Source organism: Paenibacillus sp. JJ1683 (assembly GCF_053006485.1).
The window spans coordinates 737,501-761,083 of record NZ_CM129820.1; the positions used below are offsets into that span (position 1 = coordinate 737,501).

Here is a 23,583-nt window from a genome sequence, read left to right on the forward strand (position 1 = left end):
ACACGGAGGATGCCTAGGCGCCAGGAGCCGACGAAGGACGTGGCGAACAACGATAAGGCCTCGGGGAGCTGTAAGCAAGCTTTGATCCGGGGATGTCCGAATGGGGAAACCCGGCTGTCTTCATCGACAGTCACTACTCACTGAATTCATAGGTGAGTGAGAGGCAGACCAGGGGAACTGAAACATCTAAGTACCCTGAGGAAGAGAAAACAATAGTGATTCCGTCAGTAGCGGCGAGCGAACGCGGATTAGCCCAAACCAAGGAGCTTGCTCCTTGGGGTTGTGGGACGTCTCACATGGAGTTACAAAGGAACCGGTTAGATGAAGAGGTCTGGAAAGGCCCGCCAGAGAAGGTAAAAGCCCTGTAGTTCAAAACCCGTTCCCTCCGAGACGGATCCCGAGTAGTGCGGGGCACGTGAAACCCCGTATGAATCCGGCAGGACCATCTGCCAAGGCTAAATACTCCCTGGCGACCGATAGTGAAGCAGTACCGTGAGGGAAAGGTGAAAAGCACCCCGGAAGGGGAGTGAAATAGATCCTGAAACCGTGTGCTTACAAGAAGTCAGAGCCCAATTTAGGGGTGATGGCGTGCCTTTTGTAGAATGAACCGGCGAGTTACGTTCCCGTGCAAGGTTAAGGTGAAGAGCTGAAGCCGCAGCGAAAGCGAGTCTGAATAGGGCGAATGAGTACGTGGACGTAGACCCGAAACCGGGTGATCTACCCCTGTCCAGGGTGAAGGTGCGGTAACACGCACTGGAGGCCCGAACCCACGCATGTTGAAAAATGCGGGGATGAGGTGGGGGTAGCGGAGAAATTCCAATCGAACCCGGAGATAGCTGGTTCTCCCCGAAATAGCTTTAGGGCTAGCCTCGGAAAGAAGAATCGTGGAGGTAGAGCACTGATTGGGTGCGGGGCCCGCAAGGGTTACCAAGCTCAGTCAAACTCCGAATGCCATAGATTTAGTTCCGGGAGTCAGACAGTGAGTGCTAAGATCCATTGTCGAAAGGGAAACAGCCCAGACCATCAGCTAAGGTCCCCAAGTGTGTGTTAAGTGGGAAAGGATGTGGAGTTGCACAGACAACCAGGATGTTGGCTTAGAAGCAGCCACCATTGAAAGAGTGCGTAATAGCTCACTGGTCGAGTGACTCTGCGCCGAAAATGTAACGGGGCTAAACACACCACCGAAGCTATGGCTTGATGCTTTGCATCAGGGGTAGGGGAGCGTTGAATGCGGGTTGAAGGTGTACCGGAAGGAGCGCTGGACTGCATTCAAGTGAGAATGCCGGTATGAGTAACGAAAAGATCTGTGAGAATCAGATCCGCCGAAAGCCTAAGGGTTCCTGAGGAAGGTTCGTCCGCTCAGGGTAAGTCGGGACCTAAGGCGAGGCCGATAGGCGTAGTCGAAGGACAACAGGTAGAAATTCCTGTACCACCGTAATCCGCTATGAGCGATGGGGTGACGCAGTAGGGTAGTGACGCGGACTGATGGATGTCCGTCTAAGCAGTGAGGCTGATGTGTAGGCAAATCCGCACATCGTTAAGGCTGGGCTGTGATGGGGAGCGAAAATTATAGTAGCGAAGGTCATGATCTCAGACTGCCAAGAAAAGCCTCTAGCCAGGAGAAGGTGCCCGTACCGCAAACCGACACAGGTAGGCGAGAAGAGAATTCTAAGGCGCGCGGAAGAACTCTCGTTAAGGAACTCGGCAAAATGACCCCGTAACTTCGGGAGAAGGGGTGCCTCGGTAGGGTGAATAGCCCGAGGGGGCCGCAGTGAAAAGGCCCAAGCGACTGTTTAGCAAAAACACAGGTCTGTGCGAAGCCGCAAGGCGAAGTATACGGGCTGACGCCTGCCCGGTGCTGGAAGGTTAAGGGGAGTGGTAAGCCTTCGGGCGAAGCTATGAACCGAAGCCCCAGTAAACGGCGGCCGTAACTATAACGGTCCTAAGGTAGCGAAATTCCTTGTCAGGTAAATTCTGACCCGCACGAATGGCGTAACGACTTGGGCGCTGTCTCAACGAGAGATCCGGTGAAATTTTAATACCTGTGAAGATGCAGGTTACCCGCGACAAGACGGAAAGACCCCATGGAGCTTTACTGCAGCTTGATATTGAATTTGGGTACGATCTGTACAGGATAGGTGGGAGCCGTTGAACCTTGAGCGCCAGCTTGAGGGGAGGCATCCTTGGGATACCACCCTGATCGTATCTAGGTTCTAACTTGGTACCGTAATCCGGTACGAGGACAGTGTCAGGTGGGCAGTTTGACTGGGGCGGTCGCCTCCTAAAGAGTAACGGAGGCGCCCCAAGGTTCCCTCAGAATGGTTGGAAATCATTCGAAGAGTGCAAAGGCAGAAGGGAGCTTGACTGCGAGACCTACAAGTCGAGCAGGGACGAAAGTCGGGCTTAGTGATCCGGTGGTACCGCATGGAAGGGCCATCGCTCAACGGATAAAAGCTACCCTGGGGATAACAGGCTTATCTCCCCCAAGAGTCCACATCGACGGGGAGGTTTGGCACCTCGATGTCGGCTCATCGCATCCTGGGGCTGAAGTAGGTCCCAAGGGTTGGGCTGTTCGCCCATTAAAGCGGTACGCGAGCTGGGTTCAGAACGTCGTGAGACAGTTCGGTCCCTATCTGTCGTGGGCGTAGGAAATTTGAGAGGAGCTGTCCTTAGTACGAGAGGACCGGGATGGACGTACCGCTGGTGTACCAGTTGTTCCGCCAGGAGCACCGCTGGGTAGCTATGTACGGAAGGGATAAGCGCTGAAAGCATCTAAGCGTGAAGCCCCCCTCAAGATGAGATTTCCCAATTAGTAAGACCCCTTGAAGACGACGAGGTAGATAGGTTGGGGGTGGAAGTGCAGTAATGCATGGAGCTGACCAATACTAATCGGTCGAGGGCTTATCCTAAGATAAGACGCAATGAAGTTTCGGATCCAGTTTTCAGGGTGTAACACCTTGAAGGTATGTAGAAGTACATACGACAAGCGTATGGCGATTCATTCACACAATCTGTGATGAACCGAATAAGCTTACGGAAGAATTTGCGAGGCAAATTCATGTTTGGTGGCGATAGCGGAGGGGTTCCACACGTACCCATCCCGAACACGACCGTTAAGCCCTCCAGCGCCGATGGTACTTGGACCGCAGGGTCCTGGGAGAGTAGGACGCCGCCAAGCAAGAAAAAAAGGCACATCCCATTAAGGGGTGTGTCTTTCTTTTTGGAATTAAGCCGATCTTAGAAATGCGATTTCATTTACGCACTTTTTTATGAAAAAAACAGTAAGATATTCATGTGCCACTACTCCTGTGCTTACTTAACCATTTACTTCTACTTTTACAGTAAGTGTAGAAGTGTAAACCAGCAATTACATGCGTGCTTTATAAGAAAAACGACCAAGAGAAGTACCTTCCTTGGTCGTTTTTCTATACTTGTTATTTCCTTGTGTTATCAACCATTCTCTGAAGCACACTCTCAAAGATATGAAGATCGTCCTGAGAGATCCCAGCAATGGTGTCTTGCTTAAACTTCTCAGCAATCGGCAGAAGCTTAAGGCAAACCTGCGTACCAAGATCGGATAATTGAATTTGTTTCATTCGTTTGTCTGCATCATCAATACTACGAAGTAAATATCCTTCGGCTTCTAGTTTTTGTAGCAGCCGCACGACACTTGGCTCCTTAATCGACAATTCTTCTGCGAGTTCCCGTTGAGTCATGGATTTGTGTGTATTGATATAATACATCGCAATCCATTGACTCCTAGTAATGTTATAAGGTCGAAATTCTTTCTCCAAGGCTTCCGAAAAGATTTTTCCACTACGATTGGTAATAAAAGCAAGACAATCCTCTAAGTTAAACATGGCCACACCAACCCATTCAACTGAACTATATTTCTTATACATCAACTTAAGTATAACAGACCTTTGTACTTTTCATCATATCAGATACTAACAACTAAAATAAATTACTTAGCTAACTATTTATTTTTGAAACTAAGAGTGCTACAATTTCCCTGAAGAAAGTTATTTATTTCACAAAGTAAACGGGAGGTTATATTTATGTTAACTACATTTAAAGCTACTGCAAAAAAATTACCTGAAGGGTTGCAAGTGGAAGCTCAATCCAGAGGGTTCAAAATTGTGATGGATGAGCCTGAAGATTTTGGTGGAACCGACAAAGCGATGAATCCGGTTGAAGCACTTCTGTGTGCGCTTGGTGCATGTCAGTCGATCGTTATTGCTGCTTTTGCCGAAGGCTTTGGGTTCTCATATGAAGAATTCCATGTAGAGCTGGAAGGAGATTTGGACCCGGATGGGTTCATGGGGTTAGCGGATGTTCGATGTGGATTTCAGGAAATACGTTTTGCCATGCACTTTAAAACGACAGAGAGCCAAGAAAAAGCAGAAGCTTTTGCAGCGTTTGTCGAAAAGACTTGTCCGGTTGGGGATTGTTTGGCTAATGGGGTTAAATTGGTACAAGCAGGCGTAGTCAGACATTAAATTTTTCGCTAAAAGGGCTCAATGAATTCTCTTTTGGTCGTGAAGGGGTTTGAAAAAATTATGGAAGTTAAAATGTCAATGATCCCTGGAGGAAAAAAAGGGAAAGCTAGCAAAAATCACGTCCAGCTCGGACAGAACGTTTCCTTTGGGGATGTACTTCTTGAGGTTGAGACAGGCAAAGGTGTTCGAGAAATTACAGCAAATGTCGAAGGAAGTATTAGTAAAATCCACTTTGAAGAAGGCGACGAAGTATCCTCTAATCAGGCCTTATTTACAATTGAAGCTGCTACCGAAGAGGGGACGTCTACAGTAGCATCACAGGCTATCAAGGTGGAACAACCTATAGTGGATAAGAACGTGGATTTGCTAATTATTGGAGCCGGACCTGGAGGGTATGTGGCAGCGATTTATGCCGCTAAAAAAGGAATAAAGGTGGCCTTGGTGGAAAAAGAGGAATTGGGTGGCACCTGTCTTAATGTAGGTTGTATTCCAACTAAATCCCTGGTGAAGTCTTCTGAGATTTGTCACCATATCAAGGAATCGTCTTTGTTTGGTATTCATGCGGGAACAGATCTTCAAGTCGATATGAAACAGGTCATTCGTCGTAAAGATGAGATCAAAGGAAAGTTGATTTCGGGTATTGATTATTTAATGGAAAAAAATAATATTGAAATTATTCGCGGTCAAGCTGCCTTTTTATCTGCCACACAAGTAAGCGTCAAAGGACTACGACATTACCAGGTTACAGCAAAAGATATCATTATTGCGACAGGTTCCAAAATTACCAAAGTGAATATTCCTGGCATCAATCTTCCTTTTGTAATGAATAGCACCGATGCCCTTGCCTCTACTGAACTACCAAAAAGTATTACGATTATTGGCGGTGGTGTGATTGGTATGGAGTTTGCCTTCATTTATCGTAATTTCGGCGTAGAGGTTCACGTGGTAGAATTTATGGATCGTTTGTTGACCATGGTTGACAGTGATATTTCAGAAGAAATTAAACATTCGGCAGAAAATGCTGGGATTCATATCCATACCCAATCCAAGGTATCTAAAATCCAACAAGCGGACGATGGACAGGCTATTGTCACCTATGAAAACAAACAAGGTGAGCATTTGTTAGTTAGCGAGAAAGTGCTTGTTGCAATCGGACGTGAGCCCAATTTGGACGGACTGGATATTGAACAAGCGGGTATCCAGCGCAATGAGCGTGGGAAAGGCATTGCTGTTAACGAATATATGCGTACAAACGTCGAACATATCTATGCGATTGGTGATGTGACGGATATTATGCAGCTTGCCCATGTCGCCTCCCACCAGGGGATCACGGCTATTGATGCCATCATGGGTGGATCGGAAGGTATGCACTATGCTGCCATTCCCAATGTCATCTTCACTTCACCCGAAATCGCAAGTGTTGGTATATTAGAGGATCAATGCAAGCAAGAGGGAATGGATTTCAGTGTAAGCAAAGTTTCGTTCTCCAGCAATGGGAAAGCATTAACGATGAATGAATCGGAAGGCTTTATTAAATTGATAAAGGATAATGTGTCACAAAAAATTGTGGGTGGATCGATCATTGGTCCAGATGCATCATCTTTAATCAGTAGCCTGACATTGGCGATTGCCAATGAACTGACGGAGCAGCAAATCATGCAAACCGTTTTTTCTCATCCAACGACAGGAGAAGTGATTCACGAAGCCGCGTTTGGCCTTAGCATTGGAGCGCTCCATCAAGCGTAATATCAAAAATAAAAGGAATACTTCTAGTCTGAGTAAGCGGACAAGGAAGCATTCCTTTTTTATTATTGGATGTTCATGTAAGGTACATATACGAAACTGGCCCTGGGGGATGGAGAAAAAGCTTGTAATGATGAAGCACTAAAAACTGGAGGCCGTTGCCCTCAGCTTATCATACTGCCCAGGTATTTTTGACAAAAAAGTGCTGGATGCGATCAGAATAATATATTATAATACTACTTATTAAAAGATTTATAAAAAGTCTCGCTAAGGAGCTCATCGATGACAGGAGAACCCTCCATGAATCCTAGGATAGTTCGTAATATTTTATTTTTGTTATTCGCTTTACCGGGTGTAGCTTTTGCTTCCTGGGTGTCCCGCACGCCTGTCATACGGGATATTTTGCATGTCTCGACTGCCGAAATGGGGATTATTATTTTTGGATTAGCCGCGGGTTCCTTATTGGGATTACTTAGTGCGGGCAATGTTATTTCTCGTATAGGTGGACGGTCGGTCATTCTGGGAAGTGCGCTTTTGATTGTGATTGGTTTTGTCATTGTAGGGTTGGGAACTGCATTTTCGCTCACGAGCATCGTGTTTGTTGGTTTGGTCATCTTTGGTGGTGGCTATGGCACAGCAGAAGTAGCTCTTAACGTCGAAGGTTCTGCGGTAGAAAATCAGTTGAATAAAACGCTCTTGCCCGCCTTTCACGGTTCGTTTAGTTTGGGGACCCTTGTAGGGGCTGTCATCGGTTCTGGAGCAGCTGCACTACACATACCTGTTGTGATTCATTTTGGAGCTATGGCTGCCATGATTGCCACGGTAATTTTGTATTTGTATCGTTATTTGCCCCACGATACAGGTAAAGAAAAGGTTATTTCTACGTACAAGGTTATTTCTACATACAAGGTTGGATCTAATATCAAGGTTCAGCTTGCTGTCTGGAAAGAAAGGCGAATCCTACTGATTGGTATCATCGTGCTCGGGATGGCGTTTGCAGAAGGGGCCGCGAATGACTGGCTGCCGCTAACGATGGTAGATGGTTATGGCGTGGACTCCTTAACAGGCTCCTATATGTATGGGCTATTTGTGGCAGCGATGACCATTGGACGTTTCACGGGTGGATTTATACTGGATAAATACGGCCGCGTCCCTGTGTTGAAAGGAAGTGCTGTCCTGGCTGCTGTGGGTATTACTCTAGTGATCTGGGGGCAGCATGATCTCTTAGCCGGATTGGGTATCTTGCTGTGGGGGCTTGGAGCTTCACTTGGTTTTCCTGTAGGATTGTCAGCTGCAGGAGATGACCCTCATGGTGCAGCTATCCGGGTAGGAGCCGTAGCCACAATTGGTTATATTGCCTTTCTAGTGGGTCCTCCGGGATTAGGGCTTTTAGGTGAACAGGTGGGTCTCCTGCATGCCTTAATTGTAGTGCTTATTGGCGTTATGGTGGCTGGTTTGATATCGGGTGCTGCCCAGCCTGTGGGGATGAAAGAAAAGAAATGAATTAAAATATAAAGGAGATTGTTACATGTCTATGAAAACGGAAAAACAAAAGATGCTGGATGGGGAGCTGTATGTAGCTGCTGATCCTCAATTAACAAGTGAAAGAGAGTATGCGAGAAGATGTGTACGTCTCTTTAATCAGACGACGGAGGCGGATAGCGATTATCGTGAAAAGTTACTTAAGGAGCTTTTCGGATCAACGGGTGAAAATATAAACATGGAACCCAACATACGCTGTGACTATGGATACAACATCCATGTTGGGGAAAATTTCTATGCCAACTTCGACTGTACTATTTTGGATGTTTGTGAGGTGCGTATTGGAGATAATTGTTTTTTGGCCCCAGGAGTGCATATTTACACAGCGACTCATCCCATTGATCCATTTGAAAGAATCGCTGGGGCAGAGTATGGCAAGCCTGTAACGATTGGTAACAATGTATGGATCGGCGGTAGAGCTGTTATTAATCCCGGTATTACGATAGGCGATAATGTCGTAGTGGCATCAGGAGCAGTAGTAACCAAGGATGTTCCAGATAATGTAGTTGTAGCTGGAAATCCAGCACGAATAATTAAGCAAATTGAAATCTCATAAACACTATACAGGTCTAATCATTTAATATTTGTACCGATGATCCTATTAAAAGAGCTCTTTATTTTAATAGGATCATTTAATTTAAGGGCTTTTACATGTATGCTCTTTAAGAATTGAACTATACAGAGTAATAAATGATCATATTCATCCGTACCAGTGTTTCTCCCGAATTATAGTATATATGTGGACGGTCTGCTTTAAAGCGGATCGAATCTCCAGCTTTCACCGTGTACATTTCTTCGCTAACTTTTACCACCATTTCACCCTCAAATACGGTAATAAATTCTTCAGTACCCTCACGGTGTGGGGCAGAACTCAGTTCCCCGCCTGGTTCAATCTCTACGGTATAGACCTCAAAATTTCTATTTCCTTCATAGGGGAAAAACGGATACAAGCGATAGTGATTGCTTTCTTCAAGCACTTGTACTTTGCTTTTAGGAACGACTATGGCATCGGCAGGCGGCTCGCTAATCAGGGCAGTGAATGATATTTTCAGACCGTTCGCAATTTTCCATACCGTTGTAATCGAAGGATTAGATTCTCCGCGTTCAATCTGGCCGAGCATCGTTTTACTGATCCCCGTCAGGTCAGCTAATTTATCTAAACTCAATTTTCTTTCATTTCTTAGATGTTTTAGATTTTTACTTAAAATCAAATTAATATTCTCCATCATTTCTTCGTCCCCTCTTGTGCTGTATAAAGAACATGATGTACAATCATGAAGTACAAATGTGCGTTTCAACGTACATTTTATTCAATTATAACACACTGGAGTTGATTGTTGCATGCCGTTTATTCCATTTTTATCTTATGTACTTGTTACTAGCTTTACGCCAGGCCCCAACAATATTATGTCATTGGACAGTGCCAGGCGGTTAGGTTTGAAGAGAGCTTTTCCATTCTTACTGGGAATAACAGCAGGCTGTTTCGCTATTATGCTGTTAGCCTGCTATTTTAATCTAGCTTTATATCATTTCTTGCCTCGGGTTAAAATCTGGATGAATGTTCTTGGTAGTCTGTACATGCTTTACCTGGCAGTAAAAATAGCAAAGAGCAAATCTACTTCGGAGGATAATGACCACAATGAAGGATATTCCTTCAAATCGGGACTGCTGCTGCAATTTATCAATTTAAAAATCATTTTGTATGGTATTACGGTCATTTCAACGTTTGTAATGCCGTATGATGTGTCATATATGACAATGATAACGATCTCGTTAATCCTGACCTGTATTGGTTTTGTAGCTGTCATGTGCTGGGCGATTTTCGGCGCCATGTTTCAACGCTTTTTGAATAAGTACGAGCGCTCCTTCAATATCATAATGGCCTTATTGCTCCTTTATAGCGCACTATCTATATGGATTTAAATAAATACCGTATTCACGATTTAAAAGATGGGTTCCTGACTTATAAGCAGGAGCCTTTTTCGTGTGAAATAGAGTTTATTGAAAGAGTCATGAAATACAATCGGACAGAATGGATGAGTTTTCTGGTCATTTAGCTGTAAAACGGGTATTACCTTAATACATAAAGTATATTGACAACTTGTATATACATGATTTAATCTTGTATATACAAGAAGTTGAAAGCGTTATATTAAATTCTTTTACGCTACTTCATTTCGTAAGAAAGGAATGAGCATGAATGGAAGCAATGAACAAGGCTTTAATTCCTCAAGATCAAGACTGGTGGCGCAAATCGGTCGTCTATCAGGTTTATCCCAAAAGCTTTAACGATACGACGGGCAAAGGAACCGGTGATATAAGAGGTCTGACACAAAAGCTGGATTATCTGCAAGGACTGGGTGTTGATATTATCTGGTTGCAGCCTGTATATGTCTCGCCACAGCGCGATAACGGGTATGATGTAGCCGATTATTGCCGGATTAATCCTGAATATGGAACAATGCAGGATTTTGAAGAATTGAGCCAGGAAATTCGGGCGCGTGGGATGCACTTGATGATCGACATCGTGGTTAACCATTCTTCCACAGAACATGTCTGGTTTCAGCAGGCGCGGCTTTCTAAGGATAATGAGTACAGGGATTATTATATCTGGCGTGACCCAGCACCCGATGGAGGACCTCCGAACAACTGGATTTCCAAGTTTGGTGGACCAGCTTGGCAGTATGACGAGGCGACAAACCAATACTTCTTGACACTGTTTGATAAGACGCAGGCGGATTTAAACTGGGAAAATCCCAAAGTTCGCCAAGAAGTTGTTAATGTGCTGGAGTTTTGGGCTGAGAAGGGAGTTAGTGGCTTCCGACTTGATGTCATTAATTTGATCTCCAAGGATCGGCAATTCTCGGATGATGATGGAAGCACGGCTCCTGGGGACGGGCGTAAGTATTATACGGATGGTCCGCATGTGCATGAATACCTTCATGAATTACATGAGAAAGTATTCTCAACATATAACAGCGTCACTGTAGGGGAGATGTCCTCCACCTCACTGGATCATTGTATCCGTTATTCCAATCCAGAGAGAAGAGAATTATCTATGACCTTTAATTTTCATCATTTGAAGGTGGATTATCCTAATGGGCAAAAGTGGGAACTCATGCCTTATGATTTTGAAATGCTGAAAAGGCTATTTTCGGATTGGCAGATTGGCATGCAACAGGGTGGCGGCTGGAGTGCATTGTTTTTTAACAATCATGATCAGCCAAGAGCGATCTCTCGCTTTTTGGATGATGGTGAATACCATGTGGAAAGCGCCAAGCTACTCGCCACCACGCTACATGGACTTCAGGGAACACCATATATATTTCAAGGTGAAGAGATTGGAATGCCCAATCCGCAGTGGTCAGATATTGAAGAGTTTCGGGATGTTGAATCGCTGAATATGTATCGTATCTTGCAGGAGCAAGGCAAAAGCGCAGAGGAAGCGTTGGATATCATTCGAGAGCGGTCCCGTGATAATTCGAGGACACCGATGCAGTGGGATAATACTCGCAATGCAGGTTTCACTACAGGCACGCCTTGGATTAAGGTAGATGAACGATATCCACATATCAACGTTCAGTCCCAGTTAGAGGACCCGGACTCGATCTATAATCATTATCGTAAGCTGATTCATCTGCGTAAGACGGTACAGGTCATCACCGATGGGGATTATCAACGCTTGGATGAAGCCCACCCTCAGGTCTATGCCTATCAACGCAGCAATGAACAGGAGACTTTGGTCGTCATCTCTAATTTTAGCGGGCAGGATGTACAGTTCCGTATACCGGATTCATTTTATTCATCATTAGATAATCAAGCAGGGGTTGCGGCTGAGCTTTTAATCGGTAATACCCAGCACGCTCCGCAGCTAAATCAGGTGGTCTCTTTGACTCCGTATGCTTCCTATATGTGGATTGTTCGTTAACCTGAGTGAATAGTATGGAAACATCTAGTAGTACCCCGGTAGTACATTTATTTTTAAGCCGGGGTGCTGCTTTAAAAATGAGCAAACGTCGAGGGAGTGGACTAGATGGCGATTGAAAGAGCACAGGTGGAAGACATTGTAAAAGCCGTTGGTGGTAAAGACAACATAGAGGCCTCTACGCATTGCGTAACTCGTCTGCGATTTGCCCTTTATGATGATAAGCTGGTCGATAAAGAAGCACTCGAACAAAATGATCTGGTCAAAGGCCAATTTTCTTCACAAGGACAGTATCAGGTCGTGATTGGTCCAGGTCTGGTGGATAAGGTATATGACGAAATGATCTCCATTACAGGAGGCAGTCGGGCTTCTAAGGACGATGTTAAAAACGCCGCTAGTAAAAAACAAAACCCGATTCAGCGTGCCATCAAGACGCTGGCAGATATCTTTATTCCGATTTTGCCCGCGATCGTGACTGCAGGTTTATTACTTGGGATCAATAATATTTTGACAGGCAATGGAATCTTTTTCGAAGGAATGTCTCTGGTTCAGGTCTACCCTCAATGGACCGACTTTGCAGCAATCATTAATACCATTGCCAGCACTGCTTTTACATTTCTACCTGCTTTGATTGGATGGTCGGCTGTTGTCCGGTTTGGCGGTAGTCCTTTACTCGGGATTGTACTGGGTTTGATTCTGGTTCATCCAGATCTACTGAGTGCATACAGCTATGCAGATGCCGTGACCAAAGGGACCGTTCCGGTGTGGGATTTGTTTGGCTGGCACGTGAACAAGATTGGTTATCAGGGACAGGTTCTACCCGTTTTGGTATCCGCTTACGTGCTCGCACAAATTGAGAAATTCCTCAATAAGAAGATAGCGGATTCATTTAAGCTGTTGCTCGTAGCTCCGATTACATTGTTAATTACAGGATTTCTTGCTTTTACAGTGATCGGTCCGGTTACTTTTATGATTGGTAATGCAATTACGTCTGGTCTTGTATACGTTTTCGATTTGGCTCCTGCGCTGGGTGGCTTGATTTATGGAGGCTTTTACTCCTTGCTGGTCATTACGGGAATGCACCATACTTTCCTGGCGGTGGACGTGCAATTAATTGGTACGCAGGGTGGCACGTTCCTATGGCCGATGCTGGCACTGTCCAATATCGCTCAGGGGGCCGGAGCACTGGCCATGATGCTGGTATTGAAGGAGCAAAAGGGAAAAGGATTGGCTCTTACCTCTTCTGTGTCTGCGTTTCTGGGTGTGACCGAGCCTGCCATATTCGGGGTGAATATCCGGTATAAATATCCGTTTGTATTCGGAATGATCGGTTCCGGTATCGCAGGTATACTGCTCACCGTAAATCATGTGTTGGCTTCTTCCATTGGTGTAGGAGGGATTCCAGGCTTCCTATCCATTTTCCCAAACAACTGGGGCGTATTCTTCATCGGGATGGCAATTGTATTGATTGTACCGTTCGCTTTAACCTTCATGTATGGGAAACTGCTAAGTAAACGCCGTCAGACTCCTGCTACACCAGCTAACGACTCCGTACAGAAAGATTCGGGCCGTCAAAATTCTGCACTGGATGTGCTTGAAGTAAAGACCCCGGTATTGGGGCATGTGGTGCCATTGGAGCAGGTTCCTGATCAGGCTTTTGCCGAACGGCAGATGGGGCAAGGTATTGCCGTGGAACCGAGGGATGGTCGGATTCTTGCCCCTTTCAGTGGAAAAGTCATTCACATCATGGTGAAAAGCAAGCATGCCTTGATTTTGGAGCATCCGACAGGTGTACAGATACTGGTACATGTAGGAATCAACACGGTGTCATTGAAGGGAGAAGGATTCACCATGCATGTGGAGACAGGTCAAACTGTGGAGCAGGGCCAGCTACTGATGGAATTTGACCGTGAGCTGATTCAGAAATCGGGATATCCCATCATTACACCGGTTATTGTCCCCGATGGGCAGAATATGATTGAATCAGTTGAGGAATTGCCGGGTGAGGCGAATGATTTGCAATATATCTTAATGAGAATTCATTTGAATTCTTCATCAAACAAAACGGATTAAGTCAGATTCATCCTGCTAGCCTATTTTAGTAACCTGGTCAGTGAAAGAATGCTACAATAAACGTGGTGATGAAAATTGACTAAGAATATATTTTTGCAAATTTATCAAGAGTACTCGGGACGAATCCAGACAGGCGAATTGGCTCCTGGTTCGAAAATGCCCTCTGAAAATGAATTGGCCCGGGAGTATGACACTTCTCGTGAGACCGTGCGTAAGGCACTTCACTTGCTTGCACAAAATGGGTATATCCATAAAATAAAGGCTAAAGGATCTTTTGTTCTGGATATAGGACGGATGGATTTTCCCATAGGGGGATTGGTCAGTTTCAAAGAAATGTCTGAGCGGATTGGGCGTAAATCACAAACGATTGTTCATGAAAATCAGTTGATTCCCGTTCCAGATGATATAGCTACTCATCTTGAGATTGACAAAGACAAGTATTTGGTCTGGAAAGTCATTCGTGCACGTGAAATAGAAGGTGAATGTGTCATACTGGATAAAGACTACTTTCGATCAGACATTGTCCCCGTGCTTACCGAGGAAATTAGTCGTGAATCTATCTACGAGTACCTGGAAGGGGAGCTCCATCTTCAAATCAGTTATGCTAAAAAGATCGTTTCTGTAGAAGATGCAGATGAAGAAGATCGTAAGCTGATGGACCTCCAAAACTATACTCATGTGGTTGTAGTCCGTAACTATGTTTATTTGGAAGACACCACATTGTTCCAGTATACCGAATCAAGGCATCGGCTGGATAAATTTCAATTCGTCGATTTTGCCAGACGTTCCCACGGTGAAGAGAGAAATCTGAGTTTTTAAGCTGACCCATTAGAGTTGACCCAAGAACGAGTGATTAATTTGGAATAGTTCAATGTGGTGGAAAGCCCCTCTTCTAAAGAAGAGGGGTTCTTTTTTGACTCGAGGACAAATTTTGAGTAGATGTTGACTATTCGGCTGAGGAACCTAAATCCGTAATGGTTAGCTTAACATCGAAGGTTACGGGGATTTTACTGAACTTATAATCCCAATCATCTTTTACTTTTTTCCAAATCTGAGGTTTTTCAATATGCAAACGTTCACCAAAACCGGCCACATCGACTTTGTATTCGGCTTGTAATTTGTGCATAAGGGACTTAATCCTTTGAGTCACTTGTTTTTCAAATTCTTTCTCTGCCTCTTTTATGTTTGACGTCTCAGTCGGGTTCACTGTCTCATCCCAGTTTTCAATTAGACGTCCTTTGGATTCAATTTTTACATGAAAAGAGATGTCGTTTCCGTTGGTCATCTTGATCGTCATTTTGCTTTTTACCGATTTAATTTCATAGGTTATGGCTTCATTATTCTTATCATACGTTTTGACAGCTCCGCCCTCGACATCACCCTTAACCCATCCGATACTCTCCACGTCTTGTTGTCCCAAAGTACCGATCCAGTGACCGGTATCTCCTTTGATAATGCCAGCACCTGAAAATTCTAATTCCCCATCGGACTCAGTAATGTTTTGCAATATATAGCTTTTTTTGGAATGCATCATCCCATCCAATTCAGACAAATTGACCCCTGTCATGACCTTGCTGGTTCTGAAATGGTTACGAAGCATATATAGAATATGAATGGATGGGACTTCTTCCTTATATTTGGTAACTAAAGTATTAGCTGCTCGTCCTTTGCTTAAGAAGACCAAACAACTCGGACGAATATCATTATCACGAAGCACAAAATCCATCAATTGCTGCATCGTCTGTTGTTTTGCCAGTTCGGTAGAAATCACCATAACCTTTAGGTGGTGGCCAATAACGGGGCGATCCAAACGGAGAGAGAGCTGTCGAAAAATTTCAAGCAAAGAATCTCCTGTGCTGGTTATGTTGTTATAGTTTGGCTCTTGTCCCCCTCCTCCACCTTGCTGGCTTGGGCCACCAGATGATTTTTTGGGAACGATTTGTAAACTGGCCGTAATTTTATTTTTCTTGAAGTACCGGCTTCCTTTCTTCTCCAGATCCTGTTCCAATGGAGTGAGCTCTCCACGGTCCAGAGCCAATCCTGTATATATGCTAAGCTCCTCTACTTCTTTACTGCTCCAGCAGCCGACTTGAGTGACCAGAAGAATGGAGGCAAGCAGTACAGATAAGATAGACCGTCTACACATTTTGCTTCAATCCCTTCTTCCTGATCATCAATACGATGGAGAGAAATACCGGTATCATCAAAAATAATATGATCCCCATGTATCCAATCGCGTCACCGAGACTAAACACTTCCATCATACGAATAGGAGTCATGGTGGAGATAAAGATAAGCGGAATTAAACCGAAAATCGCATAACGATATTTGAGACCAAACACTTGTGAGAGACCTAAAGATGCATTGAAGAAAAAACTGCAGAAATTACAAAACATTTGCATCACCCAGATCACCAGCAGTGGAAACTCCAGACGCTCAAAAAGAAATCCGGGGATCTCAAAACTTCGCATCAAATTAATGGTAGGCCAAGTACTTGTCACCGTAGAATCTACTGATAGCCCGCCGATCACCATAACTACAGTCAAAAAATACAAAACTAAAGGGATACTGATGCCCGCTGCCATGGCCTTAAATGCTTTTTCGGGCTGCTGCATAAAAGCGACCAGTGTCATGACGACTTCACATCCAGCAAAGACAAGAATAGTCGATTTCAGCCCCTTGATGACGGGGAAAATTCCATCACTCAATACGGGACGAAGATGATCAATTTGAAAAATTCTTAAGCTAAAGACAAAACAGAGAAGCAGAAAGAAGAGACTGATCGGAAGTACAATCTGGTACAGCCGCGCGATGGAATTAATGCCTCCAAAAACCAAATAACTCCCTACCCAGATGAATGGAATCACAATCGCCCAGATGGGTGTGCCTTCCAGTAGGAAAAATACGGTTACCTCAGCTAACACACGGATCTCAAATCCGGCTATGATAATAAAGTAAATAATTAATAGCACGCTTAAGAATCCTCCCGGAACAGTGCCTACAATTCTTCTGGAGTATTGATATATGGTGTTTCCAGGAAACTTTTGACTTAACTTCACCATGACCCAGATGACGAATATAACAATACCTCCGCCGATAAGGACAGAAAGCCAGGCATCAGGAGTCTGCACTTGTTCAGTTACACCTCTCGGTAGCGTCAAGATCCCTGCGCCCAATACGGTATTGGTCAAGAATACAGCCGCCTGCTTCGTTGTGATCTTATCATCTGAGTTTCTAAACACAGTAGCTCCTCCTTCGTATTGGGCATCATGATCGTCGTTTGCGTTGCTGTGTTTTCATCATGACAGGTCTTCGTTTCATCAGAGAAATAGGAGCTCGGATGTACAGATCCTTCCAGTCGCTTGGTCGCATGGGGGAAAAGGGAGTTACATATGGTACACCAAAGCTTCTTAACTTCGTCAGATGGATACAAATTAACAGAAAGAACAATATGGTTCCAAACATGCCCAGCATTGCTGCAAAAAACATTCCGACAAAACGCAAAAGGCGCAGGGTTATGCCCGCACTATATGTTGGTATGGAAAACGAAGAAATGGCCGTAACCGCAACCACAATGACCAGGAAGGGACTAACGATGCCCGCATTGACAGCAGCATCACCGATGACCAAGCCTCCTACAATGCCCATCGCAGGACCAATAGGTTTGGGCAAGCGAATACCGGCCTCCCGTAGAATTTCGATAGAGATTTCCAAAATCAGGACCTCAATGACGGATGGGAAAGGGACGCCTTGACGGGTTCCGATAATGCTAATGACCAGCTTGGTCGGAATTAAACCGGGATGAAACGATATAAAAGAAATGTACAAAGCAGGCCCCATAAGCGCTATAAACGCTCCGCTAAAACGAAGCAGACGTAAAAGTGTTCCTGGAATCCATCGCTCATAATAGTCCTCGGGAGATTGAAGCAGCATACTGAAGGTCACCGGCACAATAAGTGCAAAGGGGGTACCATCCAGTAAGATCGCAATTCTTCCTTCCAACAAAGCATTAATGACACGGTCGGGACGCTCTGTGTTATGAGCCTGTTGGAATGGACTTAAATAATTGTCTTCGATAAGTTGTTCCACATATCCGGATTCAGGTAAAAAATCCATGTCTATTTTTGATATTCTGCGGCTTACTTCTTCAAGCAGGTCCGGATTCACAATATCCTTTATATAAGCGATAACGAGATCCTTTTTGATTCTGCTTCCTACTTGGAATTTCTTCATTTCCAGACTCTTATTTAAGCCTTGGCGGCGAAGCATCGAAGTATTTTCACTCAATACTTCCGTAAAACCGATTCTGGGACCCCGAAGCAATGCTTCAGAGGTTGGCTCATTGACGGAGCGAATAGCGCCGTTAGGCGGGCCCACCAGTAGCGCTTCCTTCATTCCTTCAATTAATAAGGCGGTATGACCTAAAAGGATGAACTCGTACAGTTCCTCCATACGGGTAACTTCACTAATTTGCGTAAGTGGCATCAGGCTTTCTTTTATAAAAGAGTTACTTAAACCTTCCGGCTGCTGTTCCTGTTGGTCCTGGCCCTGCTGGCCCTCAAACATCAAGACCTCCAATACCTGCTCGCTCATAAGCTTTTCATCCTGCATACCATCTATGAAGACTAACATGGACCGAGCATGAAATTTCTTCACCATAAACTCACGAAAATGCACATCACTATTTTCGCCTATAGCCTCACGAATTGTCTGTAAGTCGGAATCATAATTTCCTGTAATTTTAGAGCTTGGTTCATGTCTTTGATCAATGGGACCTTTGTTATGCTTAGATTTGGCTCCCTTACTGCCGACAAATGAATAAATCGAGGTGTTTATATAATAAATTCCTAAAGGAATAATCAACGCGAGGCCGGCTTGAAAGAGTGTACTCCAGCTAGGAAGATAAGTAATGATTTTAGACCACATGATGATTACCTCCAAACAATTCAATTCATTTTCCCATAAGATACAAGTTGTTCATAAAGTATTCCTTATAACGGTTGTATTTACGCATGAATTGGAAAGATTCATTCGATGACACGGCTATGATTTCCGGTCCTTACCTTAATCCCTTGAAATAGAATAGGGAAATCCCTAAATATTCATAATTTTAACTATATTGTGATTGAAATCACATATAGACCTATCTACTGTATTAGAATAGAAGCATAAACAATATTCATTAGAAACGTAGAGATGTCGTCGGATAGGAAGTAGCGTCGAATGAATGGAGGAACCGGTATATGATAAACAGTAAAAAGAAGCTTGTGGTTATAGGGAACGGGATGGCTGGTATCAATACGGTCGAACAAATTTTAAAATTAACGGATAAATATGAGATTACAGTCCTGGGAAGTGAGCCGCATCCAAACTATAACAGGATCATGCTCTCTTATGTGTTGGAAGGTAGTAAAACAATAGATGATATCATACTGAACGATTTGCAATGGTATGCGGACCAAGGGATTACTTTATATACAGGAAAAATGGTTAAAAGCATCGATGGTGAGCACAAGAAGATTCGCACCGAGGACGGACTGGAAATTGATTACGATGTAGCTTTGGTAGCCACTGGCTCACAGTCGTTTATTCTGCCTATTCCGGGTAAAGAATTACCGGGCGTTATTGGTTTCCGAGATATCGCCGATTGCTCGGAAATGCTGGAAGCAGCGAAAACCTACAAAAAGGCGGCTGTCATTGGCGGAGGTCTATTGGGGCTGGAAGCAGCTAAAGGCCTGGTCAACCTGGGGATGGATGTTACGGTCGTTCATTTAATGGAAGATTTGATGGAACGTCAGCTAGACCGGGAAGCCTCTGCGATGTTGAAAGCAGAGCTGGAACGCCAGGGAATCAAGTTTGCTATGCAAATGCAAACTGCAGAGGTGTACGGTCAAGATCGGGTACAAGGACTGCGCTTCTCGGATGGAAGCGAGCTGGAAGCGGATTTGGTCGTAATGGCCGTCGGAATCAAGCCTAATATCCAGGTAGCCGTGGAAAGTGGTATGGAAACGAACCGTGGGATTGTGGTCGATGATTTGATGAGAACATCCTTGCCGGATGTATATGCCGTAGGGGAATGTGTTGAACACCGTGGGGTCTGCTACGGTCTGGTAGCTCCGCTGTTTGAACAGGGAAGTGTAATTGCCAAACATTTGGCAGGCGCGGATACTGAAGGTTATGCAGGATCGGTAGTTTCCACCAAGCTCAAAATTTCAGGGGTGGATGTTTTCTCAGCTGGCGAATTCATAACCCAGCCTGAACATACGGTGATTGTAGCAAAGGATGAGTGGAAGCGCACATACAAAAAAGTGCTGCTTCGTGACAATAAAATTGTGGGGACAGTACTGTTTGGCGATGTGAGCGAATCTGCTAGTCTTCAAAAGTATGTGCGTCAGCAAACGCCAATGACAGATGAAATATATGGACAGCTTATGGGTACTGGATGCAGCAATCACGGGGCGAAAACATCATCCGCTGAAACGATGGCCGATGACGAAATTGTGTGTGGCTGTAACGGTGTAACTAAAAAGGCGATTGTGGATGCAATTAATGAAAATGGACTAACCACAGTCGACGAAATTAAGGCATGTACCGGAGCTACGCGTTCCTGTGGTGGATGTAAGCCAGTTGTTGAGCAAATTTTGCAATATGTTCTTGGAGACAGCTTCAAGACGTCAGCCAAGCAAGGAATATGTGGTTGTACAACATTGAGCCGGGATGAGATTGTGGAAGCGATCAAAACCAAAGGGCTGACAACTACGCGTGAAGTGATGAATGTACTGGGTTGGCATAATGATGAAGGATGCTCCAAATGCCGTCCGGCGCTGAATTATTATTTAGGGATGATTAACCCAGATACCTATGAAAATGAGGGAGATTCCCGCTTTGTAAATGAGCGATTGCATGCGAACATTCAAAAAGACGGAACGTTTACAGTGGTGCCAAGAATGTACGGCGGTGTAACGACTCCAGAGGATCTGAAGAAAATAGCTGATGTTTCTCTTAAATACAACGTTAAAGTCGTTAAAGTAACTGGGGGACAGCGGCTGGATTTGATTGGTGTCCGTAAAGAAGATCTGCCTAAAGTGTGGGAAGAACTCGATATGCCTTCAGGATATGCCTACGCGAAATCACTTCGTACGGTTAAAACCTGTGTTGGATCGCAATTTTGCCGTTTTGGTACACAGGATTCGATGGGAATGGGAGAAGTGCTGGAACGGAAATTTGAACGACTGGATTTCCCAGCAAAATTCAAATTAGCAGTTAATGGCTGTCCACGCAATTGTGCGGAATCATGTACAAAAGATATCGGAATCGTAGGCAATGACGGGGGCTGGGAGATCTTTATCGGTGGAAACGGCGGTATTAAAGCACGGTTGGCTGATTCACTCTGTAAAGTAAAAACGGACGCTGAACTGATTGATATTGTAGGAGCCGTGATGCAGTTCTATCGGGAAACAGGGCAATATCTGGAACGTACTTCGGAGTGGGTGGAACGGATCGGTCTGGAAGAGATTCAGAAGGTTGTCGTTCACGATACCGCTAATCGACAAGCTTTAGTAGAACGTATTGAATTTGCACTACAACAGGTCGAAGACCCGTGGAAAAAGATCATCAATGATGAGGATACACGTAAAAATCTATTTGAAGTTGTCACTCCATCTATTGTGTAATTGTATCTAAAATGCCTGAGGAAGGGAGCAATCAAGCAAATGATCAAGAATGCCGAATGGCTTGTCGTCGGTGACAGTAAGGATTTTCCGACTAGAATAGGACGTACCATCCACATTAAAGGGACTGAAATTGCTGTTTTCCGCACTTCGGAGAATGAGCTTTATGCTGTTGAAAATACCAACCCTCATCCCAAAGGAGGTCCTCTTACAGAGGCGATAGTATCGGGACATTATATTTATGATCCTTTGTATGACTGGAAAATTGATTTGCGGACGGGTACCGTTCAAGAGCCCGATCACGGGCAAATTAAAACGTTCGCCGTCTGTGAAGAGGGAGAAGAAGTGAAAATATCGCTCGAAACGGTTTAATTTATTTGAAGGAATAAAAATAAAAAGGGCTCGACAGGAATAATCCTGTGGGCCCTTTTCGTTTTGGATTAGGTAATGGTAACGCCTGCACTTGCGTAGCCCACCACGGTATTAACGAGAGAAATTCCTGTAGCTGTGGCAGAGAAAACCATAAGCAGACGGGTTTGTGCGGTTACGGGTATTGCCAACCCAGTAGCAATACCACTAGAAGTCGTTCCTAATGCAACGATGTCAGTTAGCGGGGGGGTCAATGTAACGGTAGCTCCGGGAACGGCTATAAAGGTGTTATTAGGTGTCGGGGAACTAAACAACTGGGCAGTAATGCTAACGGATGATCCCAAGAGGGTTAGAGCAGCAGTTGTACTGAAATATCCGGCAATGGATGTGATTACACCACCCCGTGGAACGGAGAAAGCAAAGTTAATGACTGGTCCTACAAGCGTACCTGTGAGATCAATGATACCGCCTACGAGACTAATGCCTGTTGCTGAGCTTCCAAAGCCGATTAAACTTGTGGTTCCAACCAGTCCGCCGGCAATGGTTGTCAAAATTGCTGGTCCACCCGAAGCAAATGGGATGATTGCCCCCGAACCAGTGGCTCCAGTAACGCCTGTAACCCCTGTGGCTCCGGTAGCTCCGCCAACACCTGTTGCGCCCGTGGCTCCGGCGAGTCCTGCCGTGCCCACCGCGCCCGGCAGGCCATCGGCGCCAGTCGGTCCCGTAGCTCCAGCAGGCCCGACCGCGCCCACCGCGCCCGGCAGACCATCGGCCCCGGTCGGTCCAGTGGGTCCAGCAGGACCGGCCGCACCCACCGCGCCCGGCAGGCCATCGGCGCCAGTCGGTCCCGTGGCTCCAGCAGGCCCGACCGCGCCAACTGCACCCGGCAGGCCATCGGCGCCAGTCGGTCCCGTAGGGCCTGTTACACCTCCGGGAGGTCCAGCAGGCCCTTCAGGTCCGGCGGCCCCGATGGGCCCTGCGGCTCCGACAGGCCCGGCAGGTCCAGCGACACCTACAGGTCCAGCAGCTCCCGGAGGCCCAGCAGGTCCAGCAGGTCCTTCAGCTCCGACAGGCCCAGCGGCACCTACAGGTCCTGGAGACCCGGGAGGTCCTGGAGGGCCCGGCACACCTGCTGGACCAGGCGCACCACCAGGCCCCACAGGTCCCGGAGGCCCTTGTGGGCCGGGCTCCCCTGACAAATACGGTTCACTTAGTGCGTTGCTAACCGTCGTTCCCGCAGTTCTGATTGCACGGATTAAACTGTCTTTAAGAGTTGGACTGAGGGATTCCTGTAGAACGATGGACAATAGGGCATCCAGCAGTTGCTGTAATGTAGTACCTACGCTGATCGGAGAGAAAGGCGTGGCTTCTAACGCTACTATAGCAAGCTCCAACGCCGCCAGTAAATCTGCCCTAGCCCCGCCTCTAAGTCTTAAACTTTTCGCCAGAGACAGTAATTGTCTTAAAATCTGTTGCAATAAAGATACATTAGCCGCAGAAGGGTTTGCGAATACAAGTGGGATGATCGAGGTCAATTCATTAATAAGCTTGAGAAGCGTTTCGATACTTCTAATATCTCTTGATGGTTTGCAGTCCTCATCTTTTTTTGAAGCACCACTGAACCTGAACGGTCTTTTATGTTTCATGCTCAAGTATCTCCTCCTCATTCTGCCTACTGTAGAGGTGACAGATGGTTAATCGCCCCGTTTTACAGATATTCATAATATATTTATTGAAGTGAAAAGGGTGAATACACAAGCAA

Annotated in this window: 16 protein-coding genes and 2 rRNA genes (1 of these 18 running past the window's edge); 12 read left to right on the forward strand and 6 right to left on the reverse strand. The window is 45.4% G+C overall.

What is annotated here, in order from left to right; translation table 11 throughout:
- Window positions 1-2,909 (forward strand): 23S ribosomal RNA (locus tag ACUC6J_RS03325) (it extends 18 nt beyond the left edge of the window).
- 152 nt (window positions 2,910-3,061) lie between these two features.
- A 5S ribosomal RNA gene (gene rrf / locus ACUC6J_RS03330) occupies window positions 3,062-3,178 on the forward strand.
- Window positions 3,179-3,434: 256 nt separating this feature from the next.
- Here the strand turns inward: rrf and ACUC6J_RS03335 are convergent.
- Window positions 3,435-3,902 carry a MarR family winged helix-turn-helix transcriptional regulator gene (locus tag ACUC6J_RS03335; RefSeq protein WP_230877829.1) on the reverse strand — a complete coding sequence of 156 codons (468 nt, stop codon included), beginning with the start codon at window positions 3,900-3,902 and terminating at the stop codon, window positions 3,435-3,437.
- Window positions 3,903-4,058: 156 nt separating this feature from the next.
- Here ACUC6J_RS03335 and ACUC6J_RS03340 point away from each other — a divergent pair, with 156 nt between their 5' ends.
- From ACUC6J_RS03340 to ACUC6J_RS03355, 4 genes are all read left to right on the forward strand, one after another.
- On the forward strand, window positions 4,059-4,499 hold the full coding sequence (locus ACUC6J_RS03340) for an OsmC family protein (protein WP_447249748.1): 441 nt from the start codon (window positions 4,059-4,061) through the stop codon (window positions 4,497-4,499).
- Between the two features lie 60 nt (window positions 4,500-4,559).
- On the forward strand, window positions 4,560-6,245 hold the full coding sequence (gene lpdA, locus ACUC6J_RS03345; protein WP_447249749.1) for a dihydrolipoyl dehydrogenase: 1,686 nt from the start codon (window positions 4,560-4,562) through the stop codon (window positions 6,243-6,245).
- A 297-nt stretch (window positions 6,246-6,542) separates the two neighbouring features.
- Entirely contained in the window at window positions 6,543-7,745 is a 1,203-nt protein-coding gene (locus ACUC6J_RS03350) for an MFS transporter (RefSeq protein ID WP_447249750.1), read from the forward strand.
- A gap of 25 nt (window positions 7,746-7,770) precedes the next feature.
- A complete protein-coding gene (locus ACUC6J_RS03355) occupies window positions 7,771-8,340 on the forward strand; it encodes a maltose acetyltransferase domain-containing protein (RefSeq protein WP_447249751.1) in 570 nt (189 codons plus the stop codon).
- A 118-nt stretch (window positions 8,341-8,458) separates the two neighbouring features.
- Here the strand turns inward: ACUC6J_RS03355 and ACUC6J_RS03360 are convergent, their stop codons facing one another.
- Entirely contained in the window at window positions 8,459-9,013 is a 555-nt protein-coding gene (locus ACUC6J_RS03360; protein ID WP_017428683.1) for a helix-turn-helix domain-containing protein, read from the reverse strand.
- A 112-nt stretch (window positions 9,014-9,125) separates the two neighbouring features.
- On the opposite strand from ACUC6J_RS03360, the gene ACUC6J_RS03365 reads away from it, so the two are divergent.
- The 4 genes from ACUC6J_RS03365 to treR all read left to right on the forward strand — a co-directional run bounded on the left by ACUC6J_RS03365 (window position 9,126) and on the right by treR (window position 14,601).
- A complete protein-coding gene (locus tag ACUC6J_RS03365; protein WP_016818396.1) occupies window positions 9,126-9,707 on the forward strand; it encodes a LysE family transporter in 582 nt (193 codons plus the stop codon).
- Between the two features lie 277 nt (window positions 9,708-9,984).
- A complete protein-coding gene (gene treC / locus ACUC6J_RS03370; RefSeq protein WP_340864201.1) occupies window positions 9,985-11,712 on the forward strand; it encodes an alpha,alpha-phosphotrehalase in 1,728 nt (575 codons plus the stop codon).
- A 105-nt stretch (window positions 11,713-11,817) separates the two neighbouring features.
- Window positions 11,818-13,782, forward strand: a complete 1,965-nt coding sequence (gene treP, locus ACUC6J_RS03375) for a PTS system trehalose-specific EIIBC component (RefSeq protein WP_447249752.1) — start codon at window positions 11,818-11,820, stop codon at window positions 13,780-13,782.
- A 75-nt stretch (window positions 13,783-13,857) separates the two neighbouring features.
- Window positions 13,858-14,601, forward strand: a complete 744-nt coding sequence (gene treR / locus ACUC6J_RS03380) for a trehalose operon repressor (RefSeq protein WP_340864203.1) — start codon at window positions 13,858-13,860, stop codon at window positions 14,599-14,601.
- Window positions 14,602-14,728: 127 nt separating this feature from the next.
- On the opposite strand, the gene ACUC6J_RS03385 is transcribed toward treR, so the two are convergent.
- From ACUC6J_RS03385 to ACUC6J_RS03395, 3 genes are read right to left on the reverse strand one after another with little or no spacing between them, the layout of a single operon-like run.
- Window positions 14,729-15,928: a Ger(x)C family spore germination protein gene (locus ACUC6J_RS03385; protein ID WP_340864204.1), complete on the reverse strand. Its 1,200-nt coding sequence runs from the start codon at window positions 15,926-15,928 to the stop codon at window positions 14,729-14,731.
- Complete coding sequence (locus tag ACUC6J_RS03390) at window positions 15,921-17,024, reverse strand: GerAB/ArcD/ProY family transporter (RefSeq protein ID WP_340864205.1); 1,104 nt, start codon at window positions 17,022-17,024, stop codon at window positions 15,921-15,923. Before ACUC6J_RS03390 ends, ACUC6J_RS03385 begins: the two co-directional genes overlap by 8 nt.
- 25 nt (window positions 17,025-17,049) lie before the next feature.
- Window positions 17,050-18,708: a spore germination protein gene (locus ACUC6J_RS03395; protein WP_340864206.1), complete on the reverse strand. Its 1,659-nt coding sequence runs from the start codon at window positions 18,706-18,708 to the stop codon at window positions 17,050-17,052.
- Window positions 18,709-19,025: 317 nt separating this feature from the next.
- Here ACUC6J_RS03395 and nirB point away from each other — a divergent pair, with 317 nt between their 5' ends.
- Window positions 19,026-21,455, forward strand: coding sequence for a nitrite reductase large subunit NirB (nirB, locus tag ACUC6J_RS03400; RefSeq protein ID WP_447249753.1), 2,430 nt, complete (start codon window positions 19,026-19,028; stop codon window positions 21,453-21,455).
- Between the two features lie 39 nt (window positions 21,456-21,494).
- Entirely contained in the window at window positions 21,495-21,824 is a 330-nt protein-coding gene (gene nirD / locus ACUC6J_RS03405; protein ID WP_257126654.1) for a nitrite reductase small subunit NirD, read from the forward strand.
- A 68-nt stretch (window positions 21,825-21,892) separates the two neighbouring features.
- On the opposite strand, the gene ACUC6J_RS03410 is transcribed toward nirD, so the two are convergent.
- Window positions 21,893-23,467: an exosporium glycoprotein BclB-related protein gene (locus tag ACUC6J_RS03410; RefSeq protein ID WP_447249754.1), complete on the reverse strand. Its 1,575-nt coding sequence runs from the start codon at window positions 23,465-23,467 to the stop codon at window positions 21,893-21,895.
- Window positions 23,468-23,583 lie beyond the last annotated feature (116 nt).

What these genes read in the sequence shown, in the direction of transcription:
- ACUC6J_RS03335 (WP_230877829.1), bottom strand. Translation starts at nt 3,902, where the DNA reads ATGTATAAGAAATATAGTTCAGTTGAATGGGTTGGTGTGGCCATGTTT.
- ACUC6J_RS03340 (WP_447249748.1), top strand. Translation starts at nt 4,059, where the DNA reads ATGTTAACTACATTTAAAGCTACTGCAAAAAAATTACCTGAAGGGTTG.
- lpdA (WP_447249749.1), top strand. Translation starts at nt 4,560, where the DNA reads ATGGAAGTTAAAATGTCAATGATCCCTGGAGGAAAAAAAGGGAAAGCT.
- ACUC6J_RS03350 (WP_447249750.1), top strand. Translation starts at nt 6,543, where the DNA reads ATGAATCCTAGGATAGTTCGTAATATTTTATTTTTGTTATTCGCTTTA.
- ACUC6J_RS03355 (WP_447249751.1), top strand. Translation starts at nt 7,771, where the DNA reads ATGTCTATGAAAACGGAAAAACAAAAGATGCTGGATGGGGAGCTGTAT.
- ACUC6J_RS03360 (WP_017428683.1), bottom strand. Translation starts at nt 9,013, where the DNA reads ATGATGGAGAATATTAATTTGATTTTAAGTAAAAATCTAAAACATCTA.
- ACUC6J_RS03365 (WP_016818396.1), top strand. Translation starts at nt 9,126, where the DNA reads ATGCCGTTTATTCCATTTTTATCTTATGTACTTGTTACTAGCTTTACG.
- treC (WP_340864201.1), top strand. Translation starts at nt 9,985, where the DNA reads ATGGAAGCAATGAACAAGGCTTTAATTCCTCAAGATCAAGACTGGTGG.
- treP (WP_447249752.1), top strand. Translation starts at nt 11,818, where the DNA reads ATGGCGATTGAAAGAGCACAGGTGGAAGACATTGTAAAAGCCGTTGGT.
- ACUC6J_RS03385 (WP_340864204.1), bottom strand. Translation starts at nt 15,928, where the DNA reads ATGTGTAGACGGTCTATCTTATCTGTACTGCTTGCCTCCATTCTTCTG.
- ACUC6J_RS03395 (WP_340864206.1), bottom strand. Translation starts at nt 18,708, where the DNA reads ATGTGGTCTAAAATCATTACTTATCTTCCTAGCTGGAGTACACTCTTT.
- nirB (WP_447249753.1), top strand. Translation starts at nt 19,026, where the DNA reads ATGATAAACAGTAAAAAGAAGCTTGTGGTTATAGGGAACGGGATGGCT.
- nirD (WP_257126654.1), top strand. Translation starts at nt 21,495, where the DNA reads ATGATCAAGAATGCCGAATGGCTTGTCGTCGGTGACAGTAAGGATTTT.
- ACUC6J_RS03410 (WP_447249754.1), bottom strand. Translation starts at nt 23,467, where the DNA reads ATGAAACATAAAAGACCGTTCAGGTTCAGTGGTGCTTCAAAAAAAGAT.